General features: G+C 42.9%; 10 protein-coding genes. 9 read left to right on the forward strand and 1 reads right to left on the reverse strand.

Annotation, left to right across the window (positions count from 1 at the left end; genetic code table 11):
- Positions 1-8: 8 nt before the first annotated feature.
- From ruvB to O3601_RS03420, 9 genes are all read left to right on the forward strand, one after another.
- Positions 9-1,007, forward strand: coding sequence for a Holliday junction branch migration DNA helicase RuvB (ruvB, locus tag O3601_RS03380; protein WP_080982914.1), 999 nt, complete (start codon positions 9-11; stop codon positions 1,005-1,007).
- Positions 988-1,560, forward strand: a complete 573-nt coding sequence (locus tag O3601_RS03385; protein ID WP_371471145.1) for a nucleotidyltransferase family protein — start codon at positions 988-990, stop codon at positions 1,558-1,560. The genes ruvB and O3601_RS03385 overlap by 20 nt, the downstream gene beginning before the upstream one ends.
- A 344-nt stretch (positions 1,561-1,904) precedes the next feature.
- Positions 1,905-2,663: an isoprenyl transferase gene (locus O3601_RS03390; RefSeq protein WP_120769750.1), complete on the forward strand. Its 759-nt coding sequence runs from the start codon at positions 1,905-1,907 to the stop codon at positions 2,661-2,663.
- Between the two features lie 8 nt (positions 2,664-2,671).
- Positions 2,672-3,475: a phosphatidate cytidylyltransferase gene (locus O3601_RS03395; protein ID WP_000189852.1), complete on the forward strand. Its 804-nt coding sequence runs from the start codon at positions 2,672-2,674 to the stop codon at positions 3,473-3,475.
- Positions 3,476-3,496: 21 nt separating this feature from the next.
- Positions 3,497-4,756: an RIP metalloprotease RseP gene (rseP, locus tag O3601_RS03400; protein ID WP_371471147.1), complete on the forward strand. Its 1,260-nt coding sequence runs from the start codon at positions 3,497-3,499 to the stop codon at positions 4,754-4,756.
- A gap of 12 nt (positions 4,757-4,768) precedes the next feature.
- Positions 4,769-6,622, forward strand: a complete 1,854-nt coding sequence (locus O3601_RS03405) for a proline--tRNA ligase (protein WP_371471148.1) — start codon at positions 4,769-4,771, stop codon at positions 6,620-6,622.
- 98 nt (positions 6,623-6,720) lie between these two features.
- Entirely contained in the window at positions 6,721-8,100 is a 1,380-nt protein-coding gene (gene bglA / locus O3601_RS03410; RefSeq protein WP_371471150.1) for a 6-phospho-beta-glucosidase, read from the forward strand.
- 191 nt (positions 8,101-8,291) lie between these two features.
- Positions 8,292-10,100 (forward strand): glutamine--fructose-6-phosphate transaminase (isomerizing), encoded by a 1,809-nt coding sequence (gene glmS, locus O3601_RS03415; RefSeq protein WP_371471151.1) that lies wholly within the window; start codon positions 8,292-8,294, stop codon positions 10,098-10,100.
- A 118-nt stretch (positions 10,101-10,218) separates the two neighbouring features.
- Positions 10,219-11,268 carry an LLM class flavin-dependent oxidoreductase gene (locus tag O3601_RS03420; RefSeq protein ID WP_371471152.1) on the forward strand — a complete coding sequence of 350 codons (1,050 nt, stop codon included), beginning with the start codon at positions 10,219-10,221 and terminating at the stop codon, positions 11,266-11,268.
- Positions 11,269-11,367: 99 nt separating this feature from the next.
- Here the strand turns inward: O3601_RS03420 and O3601_RS03425 are convergent, their stop codons facing one another.
- Positions 11,368-15,273: a pullulanase gene (locus O3601_RS03425; RefSeq protein WP_371471153.1), complete on the reverse strand. Its 3,906-nt coding sequence runs from the start codon at positions 15,271-15,273 to the stop codon at positions 11,368-11,370.
- Positions 15,274-15,413: the final 140 nt, after the last annotated feature.

Consider the following 15,413-nt stretch of genomic DNA (forward strand, 5'->3'; position numbering starts at 1 on the left):
ATAGAGCCATGAGTAGAATTTTAGACAATGAGATAATGGGGGATGAGGAGTTAGTAGAACGCACGCTCCGTCCTCAGTACTTACGTGAATATATTGGGCAGGATAAGGTCAAGGACCAGCTCCAAATCTTTATCGAAGCTGCCAAAATGCGGGATGAAGCGCTGGATCATGTCCTCTTATTTGGACCTCCAGGTTTGGGGAAAACGACCATGGCTTTTGTTATTGCCAATGAACTGGGTGTAAATCTCAAGCAGACTTCGGGTCCAGTCATTGAAAAAGCTGGTGATTTGGTAGCGATTTTGAATGACTTAGAGCCGGGAGATGTCCTTTTTATTGATGAGATTCATCGCTTGCCTATGTCGGTGGAAGAGGTGCTTTATAGTGCCATGGAGGACTTTTACATTGATATCATGATTGGTGCTGGTGAAGGCAGTCGCAGTGTTCATTTGGAGTTGCCACCTTTTACCTTGATTGGTGCGACGACTCGGGCTGGAATGCTTTCCAATCCTTTACGGGCACGTTTTGGGATTACAGGTCATATGGAGTATTATGCCCATGCTGACTTGACAGAAATTGTCGAGCGGACGGCAGATATTTTTGAGATGGAAATCACTCATGAGGCAGCATCTGAGTTGGCTCTACGTAGCCGTGGAACCCCTCGTATTGCCAATCGTCTCCTCAAGCGCGTGCGTGATTTTGCCCAGATTATGGGAAATGGGACTATCGATGATCTTATTACGGATAAGGCTTTGACCATGCTGGATGTTGACCATGAAGGTCTGGACTATGTGGATCAAAAAATCCTTCGCACCATGATTGAGATGTACGGCGGTGGTCCTGTCGGCTTAGGAACTCTTTCTGTCAATATCGCCGAAGAGCGCGAGACTGTCGAAGACATGTATGAGCCTTACCTAATCCAAAAAGGTTTTATCATGCGGACACGGTCTGGACGGGTGGCAACAGCCAAGGCATATGAGCATTTAGGTTATGAATACAGTGAAAAATAAGCAAGAAATTCTAGAGGCTTTTAGAGAAAATCCGGATATGATGGCTATTCTAACGATTATCCGAAACCTTGGTCTGAAAGACTCGTGGTTGGCAGCAGGTTCTGTCAGAAATTTTATCTGGAATCTCTTGTCAGACAAATCCCCTTTTGACTGTGAAACAGATGTAGATGTCATTTTCTTTGATCCGGATATTTCTTATGAGGAAACCTTGTCCCTAGAGAAAAAGCTACGAGAGGACTTTCCTCAGTATCAATGGGAGTTGAAAAATCAGGTCTATATGCATCAACATAGCCCTCATACTGCTCCTTATAGCAGTTCCTGTGATGCTATGAGTAAGTATCCAGAACGGTGTACGGCGCTTGGACTGCGCTTGAATGAAGAATCCGCTTTGGAACTCTTTGCACCTTATGGTTTGGAAGACATTTTGAATTTTCAAGTTCGACCAACTCCTCATTTTTTAGAGAATCAAGACCGAATGTCTCTATATCAAACACGATTATCCAAGAAAAATTGGCAGGAAAAATGGAAAAATTTGATTTTTAAAAATACTTAAGGAAACTTTAAGCTAGGAAGTGTATACTAAGTCCATAAGTTAAGAAGACCTTAACTTAAACTCCTAAAACTTTTTCATAATAATCTCCCTATAAAAATAGAGTCGCCCAATCAGGCGACTTATTTTTTTGAAAAATGGGCTTGGTGCCTGAGAATAATACTCAATGAAAATCAAAGTGCAAACTAGGAAGCTAACCGTAGGTTGCTCAAAACACTGTTTTGAGGTTGCAGATAGAGCTGACGTGGTTTGAAGAGATTTTCGAAGAGTATAAATAGCTTAGTGATAGAAGAAAATAGGGAAATATGGTATAATGAAACGATAGATTTTTGAATAGGAATAAGATCATGTTTGGATTTTTTAAGAAAGATAAGGCTGTGGAAGTAGAGGTTCCGACACAGGTTCCTGCTCATATCGGCATCATCATGGATGGGAATGGTCGTTGGGCTAAAAAACGTATGCAACCACGGGTCTTCGGACACAAGGCGGGTATGGAAGCATTGCAAACTGTGACTAAGGCAGCCAACAAACTGGGCGTCAAGGTGATTACAGTTTATGCTTTTTCTACAGAAAACTGGACCCGTCCAGATCAGGAAGTCAAGTTTATCATGAACTTGCCAGTAGAGTTTTATGATAATTATGTCCCGGAATTGCATGCGAATAATGTTAAGATTCAAATGATTGGGGAGACAGACCGCTTGCCTAAGCAAACCTTTGAAGCTCTGACAAAGGCTGAGGAATTGACTAAGAACAACACAGGTTTGATTCTGAATTTTGCCCTCAACTATGGTGGACGTGCTGAGATTACACAGGCTCTTAAGTTGATTTCCCAGGATGTGTTAGATGCCAAAATCAACCCAGGTGACATTACAGAGGAATTGATTGGCAACTATCTCTTTACCCAGCATTTGCCTAAGGATGTACGAGATCCAGACTTGATTATCCGGACTAGTGGAGAATTGCGTTTGAGCAATTTCCTTCCATGGCAGGGAGCCTATAGTGAGCTCTATTTTACGGATACCTTGTGGCCTGATTTTGACGAGGCGGCCTTGCAGGAAGCCATTCTTGCTTACAATCGTCGTCATCGTCGATTTGGAGGAGTGTAGGAGGAAATATGACACAGGATTTACAGAAAAGAACCTTGTTTGCAGGGATTGCCCTGGCTATTTTCCTACCAATTTTAATGATTGGTGGCCTCTTGCTTCAGATAGCAATTGGAATCATAGCCATGCTAGCCATGCATGAACTTTTGAAGATGAGAGGTTTAGAGACCATGACTATGGAAGGCCTCTTGACCCTCTTTGCAACCTTTGCCTTGACCATTCCTTTGGAGAATTACCTGACTTTTTTGCCAGTTGATGGGAATGTGGTGGCTTATAGTGTGTTGATTTCAATTATGTTAGGAACGACTGTTTTTAGCAAGTCTTATACGATTGAGGATGCGGTTTTCCCGCTTGCTATGAGTTTCTACGTGGGCTTTGGTTTTAATGCTCTATTAGATGCTAGAATTGCAGGTTTAGATAAGGCACTATTAGCCTTGTGTATTGTTTGGGCGACAGACAGTGGTGCCTATCTTGTTGGGATGAACTATGGTAAACGAAAATTAGCTCCGACAGTTTCTCCAAATAAAACCTTTGAGGGTGCCTTGGGTGGTATTTTAGGTGCTATTTTAGTAACTATCATCTTTATGATGTTTGACAGAACAGTTGCTCTTCCATATGGAATTTACAAGATGTCAGTCTTTGCTATTTTCTTTAGCATTGCTGGACAATTTGGTGATTTACTAGAAAGTTCGATCAAGCGTCACTTTGGTGTCAAGGATTCTGGGAAATTTATCCCTGGACATGGTGGTGTTTTGGATCGTTTCGATAGCATGTTGCTTGTATTTCCAATCATGCACTTGTTTGGACTCTTTTAATCAAAAGACGGAGGAAATACTATGCTCGGAATTTTAACCTTTATTCTGGTTTTTGGTATTATTGTGGTGGTGCACGAGTTCGGGCACTTCTACTTTGCAAAGAAATCAGGAATTCTAGTGCGTGAATTTGCCATTGGTATGGGACCCAAAATCTTTGCTCACATTGGCAAGGATGGGACGGCCTATACCATTCGAATCTTGCCTCTGGGTGGCTATGTTCGTATGGCTGGTTGGGGTGATGATACAACTGAAATCAAGACAGGAACTCCTGTTAGTTTGACGCTTACTGATGATGGTAAGGTTAAACGTATCAATCTATCAGGTAAAAAATTGGATCAAACGGCCCTCCCTATGCAGGTGACTCAGTTTGACTTTGAAGACAAGCTTTTTATCAAGGGCCTGGTTCTGGAAGAAGAAAAAACATTTGCAGTGGATCACGATGCAACGGTTGTGGAAGCAGATGGTACTGAGGTTCGGATTGCACCTTTAGATGTTCAATATCAAAATGCGACTATCTGGGGGAAGCTCATTACCAATTTTGCAGGACCTATGAACAACTTTATCTTAGGTGTCGTTGTTTTTTGGATTTTAATCTTCATGCAGGGTGGTGTCAGAGATGTTGATACCAATCAGTTCCATATTATGCCCCAAGGGGCCTTGGCTAAGGTGGGAGTGCCAGAAACGGCCCAGATTACCAAGATTGGCTCATATGAGATTAGCAACTGGGAAAGTTTGATCCAGGCTGTGGAAGCAGAAACCAAAGATAAGACGGCCCCGACCTTGGATGTGACTATCTCTGAACAAGGTAGTGACAAACAAGTTACGGTTACCCCAGAAGAAAATCAGGGTCGATATCTTCTAGGTGTTCAACCGGGGATTAAGTCAGATTTTCTATCCATGTTTGTAGGTGGTTTTACAACTGCTGCTGACTCAGCTCTCCGAATTCTCTCGGCCCTGAAAAATCTGATTTTCCAACCGGATTTGAACAAGCTAGGTGGACCTGTTGCCATCTTTAAGGCAAGTAGTGATGCTGCTAAAAATGGAATTGAGAATGTCTTGTACTTCTTGGCAATGATTTCCATCAATATCGGGATTTTTAATCTTATTCCGATTCCAGCCCTGGATGGTGGTAAGATTGTGCTCAATATCCTAGAAGCCATCCGCCGCAAACCATTAAAACAAGAAATTGAAACCTATGTCACCTTGGCCGGAGTGGTCATCATGGTTGTCTTGATGATTGCTGTGACCTGGAATGACATTATGCGACTCTTTTTTAGATAATCGAGGAATATTATGAAACAAAGTAAAATGCCTATCCCAACGCTTCGCGAAATGCCAAGCGATGCTCAAGTTATCAGCCACGCTCTTATGTTGCGTGCTGGTTATGTTCGTCAAGTTTCAGCAGGTGTTTATTCTTACCTACCACTTGCCAATCGTGTGATTGAAAAAGCCAAAAATATCATGCGCCAAGAATTCGACAAGATTGGTGCCGTTGAGATGTTGGCTCCTGCTCTTCTTAGTGCAGAATTGTGGCGCGAATCAGGTCGTTATGAAACTTACGGTGAAGACCTTTACAAACTAAAAAACCGTGAAAAATCAGACTTTATCCTAGGTCCAACTCACGAAGAAACCTTTACAGCTATTGTCCGTGATTCTGTTAAGTCTTACAAGCAATTGCCACTTAACCTTTATCAAATCCAGCCTAAGTATCGTGATGAAAAACGCCCACGTAATGGACTTCTCCGTACACGTGAGTTCATCATGAAAGATGCTTACAGTTTCCACGCTAACTATGATAGCTTGGACAGTGTTTACGATGAGTACAAGGCTGCTTATGAGCGTATTTTCACTCGTAGTGGTTTAGATTTCAAGGCTATCATCGGTGACGGTGGAGCCATGGGTGGTAAGGACAGCCAAGAATTTATGGCTATTACACCTGCTCGTACAGACCTTGACCGCTGGGTTGTTTTGGACAAGTCAGTTGCCTCATTTGATGAAATTCCTGCAGAAGTGCAAGAAGAAATCAAGGCAGAATTGCTTAAATGGATGGTTTCTGGTGAAGATACCATTGCTTACTCAAGTGAATCTAGCTATGCGGCTAACTTGGAAATGGCAACAAATGAGTACAAACCAAGCAACCGTGTTGTCGCTGAAGAAGAAGTGACTCGTGTTGCAACACCAGATGTTAAATCAATTGATGAAGTGGCAACCTTCCTAAACGTCCCAGAAGAACAAACAATCAAAACCCTCTTCTACAAGGCAGATGGTGAGCTTGTTGCAGCCCTTCTAGTTGGGAATGACCAACTCAACGAAGTCAAGTTGAAAAACCACTTGGGAGCAGATTTCTTTGACGTTGCTAGCGAAGAAGAAGTAGCGAATCTTGTTCAAGCAGGATTTGGTTCACTTGGACCAGTTGGTTTGCCAGAGAATGTTAAAATCATCGCAGACCGTAAGGTGCAAGATGTTCGCAATGCAGTTGTGGGTGCTAACGAAGATGGCTACCACTTGACTGGTGTGAATCCAGGTCGTGATTTTACTGCAGAATATGTGGATATCCGTGAAGTTCGTGAGGGTGAAATTTCTCCAGACGGACAAGGTGTCCTTAACTTTGCGCGTGGTATCGAAATTGGTCACATCTTCAAACTCGGTACTCGCTATTCAGCAAGTATGGGAGCAGATGTTTTGGATGAAAATGGCCGTGCTGTGCCAATTATCATGGGATGTTACGGTATCGGTGTTAGCCGTCTCCTTTCAGCAGTGATGGAGCAACACGCTCGCCTCTTTGTTAATAAAACGCCAAAAGGTGAATACCGTTACGCTTGGGGAATCAACTTCCCTAAAGAATTGGCACCATTTGATGTGCACTTGATCACTGTCAATGTTAAGGATGAAGAAGCGCAGGCCTTGACAGAAAAGCTTGAAGCAAGCTTGATGGGAGCTGGTTACGAAGTCTTGACAGATGACCGTAACGAACGTGTCGGTGTTAAATTCAGCGATAGTGACTTGATTGGTCTTCCAATCCGTATCACTGTTGGGAAGAAAGCAGCCGATGGCATCGTAGAAGTGAAGATTAAAGCGACTGGTGACACCATCGAAGTTCATGCAGATAACTTGCTTGAAACGCTTGAAATCCTCAGTAAGAAATAAAAACTATAATCAGAAGAAAAACAAGGAAAAAATGTAACTAGTTTTTACCTTGTTTTTTCTGTATAATGGGAAAAATGAGTAGATAAAGAGGTAAATGTATGCTAAGATTTCCAAAGGATTTTGTCTGGGGATCCTCTACTTCTGGACCACAAACAGAAGGACGTGTAGCTGGTGACGGTAAGGGAGATAATCTCTGGGATTATTGGTACCAGGTGGAGCCACATCGTTACTATAATGGGATTGGTCCAGATAAGACATCGACCTTTTATGAAAACTGGGAGCAGGATATTGAGCTTTTGTTAGAGACTGGTCACACAGCCTTTCGGATTTCTATCCAATGGTCTCGGATTTTTCCACAAGGGCGTGGGGAAGTCAATGCTCAAGGTGTGGATTTCTATCGTAAGGTTTTTGAGGCTATTAAGGCTAAAGGAATTCGTCTTTTAGTCAATCTCTATCATTTTGATCTCCCTTTTGCTCTTCAAGAAGATGGCGATGGTTGGGAAAATAAGGCGACTGTCTCAGCTTATGAAGACTATGCTCGTTTTTGTTTTGAGACTTATGGAGATTTAGTGGATCAGTGGATTACCTTTAACGAACCAATCGTTCCTGTAGAATTTGGCTATTTTTACGATGCTCATTATCCACATAAGGTGGATGCAGAGGCGGCAGTTAAAGTAGCCTATCATACACAATTGGCTAGCAGTCGGGCAGTCAAGGCCTGCCATGAACTCTTGCCTAATTCCAAAATTGGGATTGTCCTCAACTTGACACCGGCTTATCCACGTAGCCAGCATCCTGCTGATGTCAAGGCTGCTCGTATTGCAGACCTTTTTCAGGCCCAATCTTTCTTAGATCCGTCTGTTTTGGGTACTTATCCACAGGAATTGGTAGAAATATTTCATGAACACGGCCTTTTACCTGATACTACAGAGGAGGAGTTGGAGCTCATTCGTGACAATACGGTAGACTTCCTTGGTGTCAACTACTATCAACCTTTGCGTGTTATGGCACCTCGATTTGCTAAACATCCAGAGAGTCCTCTCTTACCAGAACATTTTTACGAACCTTATGTGATGCCTGGACGTAAAATCAATCCTCACCGTGGCTGGGAGATTTATGAGCAAGGGATTTATGACATTGCCAAAAATATCAAGGAAAATTATGGCAATATTGAGTGGATGTTGACCGAGAATGGTATGGGTGTTGAGGGGGAAGAAAAATTCCGTCAAGATGGGATGATTCAAGATGATTACCGTATTGACTTTGTAAAAGGTCATCTTCGTGAACTGCACCGTGCCATTGAAGACGGAGCCAATTGTAAGGGATACTTGATTTGGACCTTTATTGACTGTTGGTCATGGCTCAACAGCTATAAAAATCGCTATGGTTTGGTCGAATTAGACTTGGAAACGCAAGAACGTCGTCTGAAAAAATCAGGGCACTGGTTCAAGGAATTGAGCGACAATAATGGATTTTAAAAAAGACTCTGACTGATTGTCCTAATTGGTCAGAGTTTTTTGCTTACAGGAGAGTAATTTGAACTATACCAATTTTTGCTCTTGACAAGTGAAAGAAACAAGTATATACTGTTTTTGCTGGTTCTATAAAAGAGGAATCAGACTATACCAATTTTAAGGAGAAAGCACAGCTTGCCTGTGTCGTATATACTATGTGTGGAATTGTTGGTGTTGTTGGAAACACAAATGCAACTGATATTTTGATTCAAGGGCTTGAAAAGCTCGAATACCGTGGCTATGATTCTGCGGGGATTTTTGTCCTAGGTGGTGCTGAAAACCATCTGGTTAAGGCGGTTGGCCGTATTGCAGAATTGTCTGCCAAGACAGCTGGTGTTGAGGGAACAACTGGTATCGGACATACTCGTTGGGCAACTCATGGGAAACCAACTGAGGACAATGCTCACCCACATCGCTCTGAGACAGAACGTTTTGTCTTGGTGCACAATGGGGTCATTGAGAACTACCTTGAAATCAAGGAAGAATACCTTGCAGGTCACCACTTTAAGGGGCAAACAGATACTGAAATCGCTGTTCACTTGATTGGAAAATTTGCGGAAGAAGAAGGTCTTTCTGTTCTTGAAGCCTTCAAAAAAGCCCTTCATATCATCCGTGGTTCTTATGCTTTTGCCTTGGTTGACTCACAAGATCCTGAAGTCATCTACGTAGCTAAAAATAAATCACCACTTTTGATTGGTCTTGGGGAAGGCTATAACATGGTCTGCTCAGACGCCATGGCTATGATTCGTGAAACCAACCAGTACATGGAAATTCATGACCAAGAGTTGGTAATTGTCAAGGCGGATAGCGTGGAAGTCCAAGACTATGATGGTAATAGTCGTGAGCGTGCTAGCTACACTGCTGAGCTAGACTTGTCAGATATCGGTAAGGGAACTTACCCTTACTACATGCTCAAGGAAATCGATGAGCAACCAACTGTTATGCGTAAACTCATCCAAGCCTACACAGATGAGGCTGGTCAAGTAGTAGTAGACCCAGCTATCATTCAGGCTGTTCAAGACGCAGACCGCATCTACATCCTTGCAGCTGGAACATCTTACCATGCAGGATTTGCTTCTAAGAAGATGCTGGAAGAATTGACAGATACACCAGTTGAACTTGGAATCTCATCTGAGTGGGGCTACGGTATGCCACTTCTCAGCAAGAAACCACTCTTCATCTTTATCAGTCAGTCTGGTGAAACAGCGGATAGCCGTCAGGTTTTGGTTAAGGCTAATGAAATGAGAATCCCAAGCTTGACAGTGACAAACGTACCAGGTTCAACTCTTTCACGTGAAGCCAACCATACCATGCTCCTTCATGCGGGTCCTGAGATTGCCGTAGCATCAACAAAGGCTTATACAGCACAAATCGCAGCCCTTGCCTTCCTGGCAAAAGCAGTCGGAGAAGCAAATGATAATGCTAAAGCGCAAGCCTTTGACTTGGTGCATGAGTTGTCAATTGTAGCTCAGTCTATCGAATCAACTCTTTCAGAGAAAGAAACCATTGAAGTCAAGGTTCGTGAGCTTCTTGAAACAACTCGCAACGCCTTTTATATCGGACGTGGTCAAGATTACTATGTAGCCATGGAAGCAAGTCTCAAACTCAAAGAGATTTCTTACATCCAGTGTGAAGGCTTTGCGGCAGGAGAACTCAAGCATGGAACCATTGCCTTGATTGAAGAAGGAACACCTGTCTTGGCGCTCTTGTCAGATCCAGTCCTTGCCAACCATACTCGTGGAAATATCCAAGAAGTGGCAGCCCGTGGTGCCAAGGTTCTCACTATTGCAGAAGAAAATGTTGCCAAAGATACAGACGACATCGTTCTTACGACCGTCCACCCTTACCTTTCACCAATTTCAATGGTTGTGCCAACGCAATTGGTCGCTTACTTTGCAACTCTGCACCGTGGCCTTGATGTGGATAAACCACGTAACCTTGCTAAGTCAGTAACGGTAGAATAAACTAAAAAAGTCTAGTTATCTAGGCTTTTTCTTATGAGCAAATTGGTTGCTTGCACTAAAGTTTCGTGTTAGAATAATTTTTCAAATTGCAGGAAAGAAATAGACGGGGAGAATCACAGTGGTAGAATTGGGAATTTCAACATTTGGGGAAACAACGGTGCTTGAAGGGACTGGGCAGATTTACAGTCATGCTGAAAGCATTCGTCAGTTGGTGGCGGAGATTGAGCTGGCTGATAAGGTTGGTTTGGATGTATATGGGATTGGTGAGCACCATCGAGCAGATTTTGCAGTATCAGCTCCAGAGATTGTCCTGGCAGCTGGGGCAGTCAATACCAAGAAAATCCGTTTGACCAGTGCAGTCAGCATTCTCTCGAGCATGGATCCGATTCGTTTGTTCCAACAATATGCCACTATCGATGCCTTGTCTAATGGACGAGCGGAGATTATGGCTGGAAGGGGGTCTTTCACGGAATCTTTTCCCTTGTTTGGATATGATTTGAAAGACTACGAAGCCCTTTTTGATGAGAAATTAGACTTGCTTCAGTTGGTCAATGAAAAGACAAGGCTAGACTGGCAAGGGCGATTGAGCCAAACAATCTCTGGCAAAGAAGTTTATCCTCGTCCAGTTCAGGATAAATTACCCTTGTGGATAGCGACAGGTGGTCATGTCGAATCAACAGTGAAGATTGCTCAGGCAGGCCTACCGATTGTCTATGCCATTATTGGTGGTAACCCTCGTTATTTTAAAAAGTTGATTCAGGCTTATCGTGAGATTGGGAGCGAAGCGGGTCATACCAGTCATGAACTAAAGGTTGGAGCCCATTCTTGGGGTTGGATTGCTGAAGATGGTGAGCAGGCTGTAAAAGATTATTTCCATCCGACTAAGCAAGTGGTGGATGCTATTTCCAAAGACCGTCCACACTGGCAGGAATTGCGTTATGAGCAATATTTGGAGCAAGTTGGGCCAAATGGTGCTATGTTTGTGGGCAATCCAGATCAGGTGGCCGAAAAATTGATTCGCATGATTGAAGACTTAGGTTTGGATCGCTTCATGCTCCATCTACCGCTTGGTTCCATGCCTCATGACCAAGTTCTGAGAGCTATTGAACTTTTCGGAACGCAAGTGGCTCCAAAAGTACGGGCTTATTTTGCCATGAAAGAGGCTTAATAAAAAATCCTAATCAAGTTTATTAGGACAACAAATATTGTACAAAAATTAATCCCCCGAGCTATAATGCTTGGGGGATTTTTCTATAGGAGGGCTAGTTTAGTTCTCTTTTTTGTTTTTTAGCAAGAACCCGAGACCTAGAAGGGCAAGGAGACTAATTCCTGCAAACAGGAGTTTGTGATTGTTTTTGGTTCCTGTATTTGGAAGTTCAGCTTGTTTAGCTGGGGTTGCAGGTATATTTTCCTTGCTAGAGTTTTCTACAGCTCCGTTTTGAATAGCTTCACTTACAGATGCTGGTTGTGCTTCTTGTGCTTCTTGTGCTGGTTGTGAAGCTTGTGAATCAGTTGTAGCTTGGCTAGGTTTATTTTCCGCATCAGCTACTTTTGCATCCGGTTTAGTAGAATCAGGTTTAGCTTGTGGAGCTGGATCTGTATTTTGATGTTCAGGTTTGTTTAATCGATTTGGAATATCGCTTGTACTGTGCTCTTGACCTTGACCTTGTTCTTGTCTAGAATTCGGAAGTTCAAATTCTGGTTTATCTTTCATAGCTGGACGGCTTTGAGAGACTCGAAGAACAGTAGCTGTAAGGGCATTCAATTTCAAGCCTTTTTCAGTCCATTCAAGTCCTTGAGGGTTGGCAATTCCTACTGGTCCTGCTTGGTTTTCATCTGCCAAAACTTCAGCATTTCTGAGGTGGGCAAAGGCAGTTCCCAAATTAAATTCGCGAGCTTTTTCATCCGCATTGACAAAGACTGCGTAGATATCTCCGTTTGGAGCAGTGATTTGGTAGCCAATCACTACATCCTCTTTTTCCACACCATTTTGGCCTGGTACAGTGATGAGGTGGACACGGTCTTTGATATCTTGAAGACTCTTAAGTCGGAAGGCGTCTGTAGATTGACGAAGGGCAATCAACCCTTTCATATAGTCACGGCTCTTGACATTCTCAGGATATGCTTTTCCATCTGTAGCCTTAGTCCAGTCAAACTTGTTGATGGCATCGCTAGAGTCGTAAGAGTCATGGATAAAGTAAGGATAGTCAAATGGATTGCCGTCCTTATCACGCAACAAGTGAGATTTGTTTGGTTGTTTGTCCTCTGCTACTGGAGTCTTGTAGGCCGGGTCACGGAATTGTTTGGTACGTCCGTATTCCTGACCAGAGTGGATAAATGGAGTTCCTTGAGCTGTCAAGACCATGAGGTTTCCAAGTCGCAAACGACGATGGATTTCAGCATAGTTTTCAGCCTTGCTTGGGTCTTTTTTGATAGACTGGGCAATGATGTCAAAGAGGGTCAAGTTATCATGGGCGGCGATGTATTGGATGACATCTCCAGGGCTGTCTGCTTCAAAGTTGGTTGGTTGAGCAATCAGATTTTTGAAGATAGTGTTGATATCACGCTTGCCACCTGTGATAAAGGCAGGTTGACCTTCGTTTGGATAGCCAGACTTGAGGTTATTACGGATGTCGTCTGAGAAGACTGCGACAGTATCGGTATGTTTCATCCAATCTTGGTCAGCAGCTCTAGTAGGCATGTTTTCATCACCAGCATAGGTTCTCCAACCTTCACCCAGCATGATAAGATTTGGATTGAGGGCGCGTGCAGCCTTGTAAGCTTCTTCGATAGAAGCTGCATCATGGTCTCCCATCATATCGAAACGGAATCCATCCACTTTGTAGGTATCAACTAGATATTTGATAGAGTCAACTAGGAGCCGTTTGGTCATATGGTGGGTTGTCCCCAAGCGTCCACCACCAAAGCTAGTTCGAGGTGTTCCGTCAGCATCCATAAAGTGGTAGTAGTTTGGCTCTAGGTCTTCAAAGATATCAACTTTGGCTGTATGGTTATACACTACGTCCAGGATAGCTCCCATGCCACGTTTGTGGATCTCGTTGATGAGGTTTTTAAATTCTGCGATTCGTTTTTCTGGATTTTTAGGATCGCTTGAGTACATACCAGTCAATGAGAAGTAGTTTTGAGGGTCATATCCCCAGTTGTAGTTGCTGTTGCTTGAAGCATAGTCAGACAAGCGTTCATGGTTTTTCAATTCATTGACAAAGTAGTAAGACAAGACTGGAAGGAGCTGGATGTGGGTCACACCCAAGTCTTTGAGATAGTCTAATTTTTCAATAAAGGCTTCAAAGGTACCAAATGGTTTGGTCAAGTCTTTTGCAATGGCAGGATCTGAAGTGAAGTCACGCACATGAGCTTCGTAGATAACGGCATCTTCACGAGTCTTGAAGTTGTGAATCTTACCATAAGTTAAGTCTTGAGGTCCTAGTTTGGCTGGATTTACAAAGGCAGCTTTAGCCACTTTATGGGCATCGTCGATCTTGGCATCATCACTATTCCAAGCAGCGAGGGATTTAGCGTAAGGATCGAGTGCAAGAACAGTTTTACCCTGACGCTCGATCTGGTATTGATAATAGTAGCCAGTGAAATCTGTGATTCCTAATTTGTTTGTGCTATCTAGAGTTTGTTTCCAAGTACCTTTTTCCCCTTTTTCAAGAGCGACAGTTCCAACCACTTTTTCAGGGTTATTCTTGTCGTAGACAACGACAGAAACCTTATCAGCACTTGGTGACCAAAGGGTCAAATCAACTTGTTTTCCTTCTTCTTTGAGGTCGGCTCCAAGTTTACCATCATAGCTGTATGTCTCATCTTTAAGTCGCCAGCTTGTTTTGGTAGTGAATTGGTCGGAATTGTAGCTAACAGTATACGGATGTTTTGTGTCAGAGAAATCTCCGCTGTAGGTCACTTTCTTGCCAGCTTCATCGATTGAAACATCGGTGATAGTTACCTTGTTTCCTAGGTGATTAGTGATGTTGGAGTGTTTGAGGATATCTTCTTTTTTGGCACCGACTAGTGTTGAAAAACTACTTTCAATGCTAGAAGTGCCTACGTGTTGGGCTCCTGTCATACGGATATCATGGACATAGTATGGATTTGTGTAAATCGATTCATCATCGTCTTTTAGGAAGATTTGGCTATGATTTTTTAAATCTGTGAACTTATAATCTTCTTTACGGATTTTCACGTCGTCTCCTTTTTTGCTCTCATCTAGTAATAAAAAGCCGAATTCTTTGGCGGCATCCTTAAGAGGAATGTCGATATAGCGACCATATTTGCCTGTAGCTGTAAAGTCTGTTCCGTCAGGCCATTGAGCGCTACTTGGATTTTTCACATCTCCCCAGTACCAGAGAGATTTCTTGTCATAGTTGCCATCTGTACGGTAGTAGTTGACGCGAATAGTTCCTGCAGGTTGTGGCTCGTAAGAGAAAACCTTGTGATCTTGGTCCAACCAAGCCTCATTCATCTTTGGTGACAGTTTTTCTACCGATTTATCGCCGGTTAGATTTTTCCCAGCTGTATTATTGATGAGGAAGCTAATTTTCTTGGCTTGTTCTCCCTTTAATTTGACATCTAAGTAGTAGCCATAGTCATCTTTTTTGGCATCCTTGAAGGACAAGGCTCCGTTTGGCCAATTTTCAGATGGTTTTTCAACATCGTCCCAAGTCCATAGTCCTTGAGCATCCTTGTTTTCTTCAGGAAGCTTTTTGACATGGATACGGAAGTAGTTGTCTTCTATTGGCTCTTCTGCTTTGGTTTCAGTTGTTACTGGACTCGTAGCAGTAGTTGGCTCACTTGAACGATCTTGCCCGGTTTGTGGTGCGGAATCGGCGGGAGTTGCAGCCGGAGTGGGTGCCTCTGTTGCAAGTTTTTCTTCTGATTTCTCTAGGGAAGCGTTTGCATTTTCAGGTGAAGAAATATCACTTTTCTTCGTGCTAGAGTTAACTGCTGTATCAGTAAGAGGCTGTGCAAGGGCAGTAGTGGTTTCATTACTAGTTCCCTTATTGCTTGTAGTATTTTCGTTGGCTGAAATAGTTGGTGTAGCCATGGCAAGCAGAACAAGGCTTGCTCCAATAAGGACAGAACCAGTTCCATTTTTGAGGGAACGGATGCTGTAAACCATTTTTTTCTCAGTGTGAGATGGTGTTTTTCTCATAATGATTCTCCAATCAATAAATTTCTATATCAGTATAGCACTTAGTAAAATAATATGCAAGCGTTTTCCCGGAATTAAACTAAAAGAAAAATCGCAACAAATTTTGTTACGATTCAGCCAATCTTTTTTATAGGAAAAGA

The sequence above is a fragment of the Streptococcus sp. 20925_1_69 genome, from assembly GCF_041432365.1.
Taxonomy (GTDB): Bacteria; Bacillota; Bacilli; order Lactobacillales; family Streptococcaceae; genus Streptococcus.

Coding starts and splice junctions, on each gene's coding strand:
- ruvB (WP_080982914.1), top strand. CDS start 9: ATGAGTAGAATTTTAGACAATGAGATAATGGGGGATGAGGAGTTAGTA.
- O3601_RS03385 (WP_371471145.1), top strand. CDS start 988: ATGAATACAGTGAAAAATAAGCAAGAAATTCTAGAGGCTTTTAGAGAA.
- O3601_RS03390 (WP_120769750.1), top strand. CDS start 1,905: ATGTTTGGATTTTTTAAGAAAGATAAGGCTGTGGAAGTAGAGGTTCCG.
- O3601_RS03395 (WP_000189852.1), top strand. CDS start 2,672: ATGACACAGGATTTACAGAAAAGAACCTTGTTTGCAGGGATTGCCCTG.
- rseP (WP_371471147.1), top strand. CDS start 3,497: ATGCTCGGAATTTTAACCTTTATTCTGGTTTTTGGTATTATTGTGGTG.
- O3601_RS03405 (WP_371471148.1), top strand. CDS start 4,769: ATGAAACAAAGTAAAATGCCTATCCCAACGCTTCGCGAAATGCCAAGC.
- bglA (WP_371471150.1), top strand. CDS start 6,721: ATGCTAAGATTTCCAAAGGATTTTGTCTGGGGATCCTCTACTTCTGGA.
- glmS (WP_371471151.1), top strand. CDS start 8,292: ATGTGTGGAATTGTTGGTGTTGTTGGAAACACAAATGCAACTGATATT.
- O3601_RS03425 (WP_371471153.1), bottom strand. CDS start 15,273: ATGAGAAAAACACCATCTCACACTGAGAAAAAAATGGTTTACAGCATC.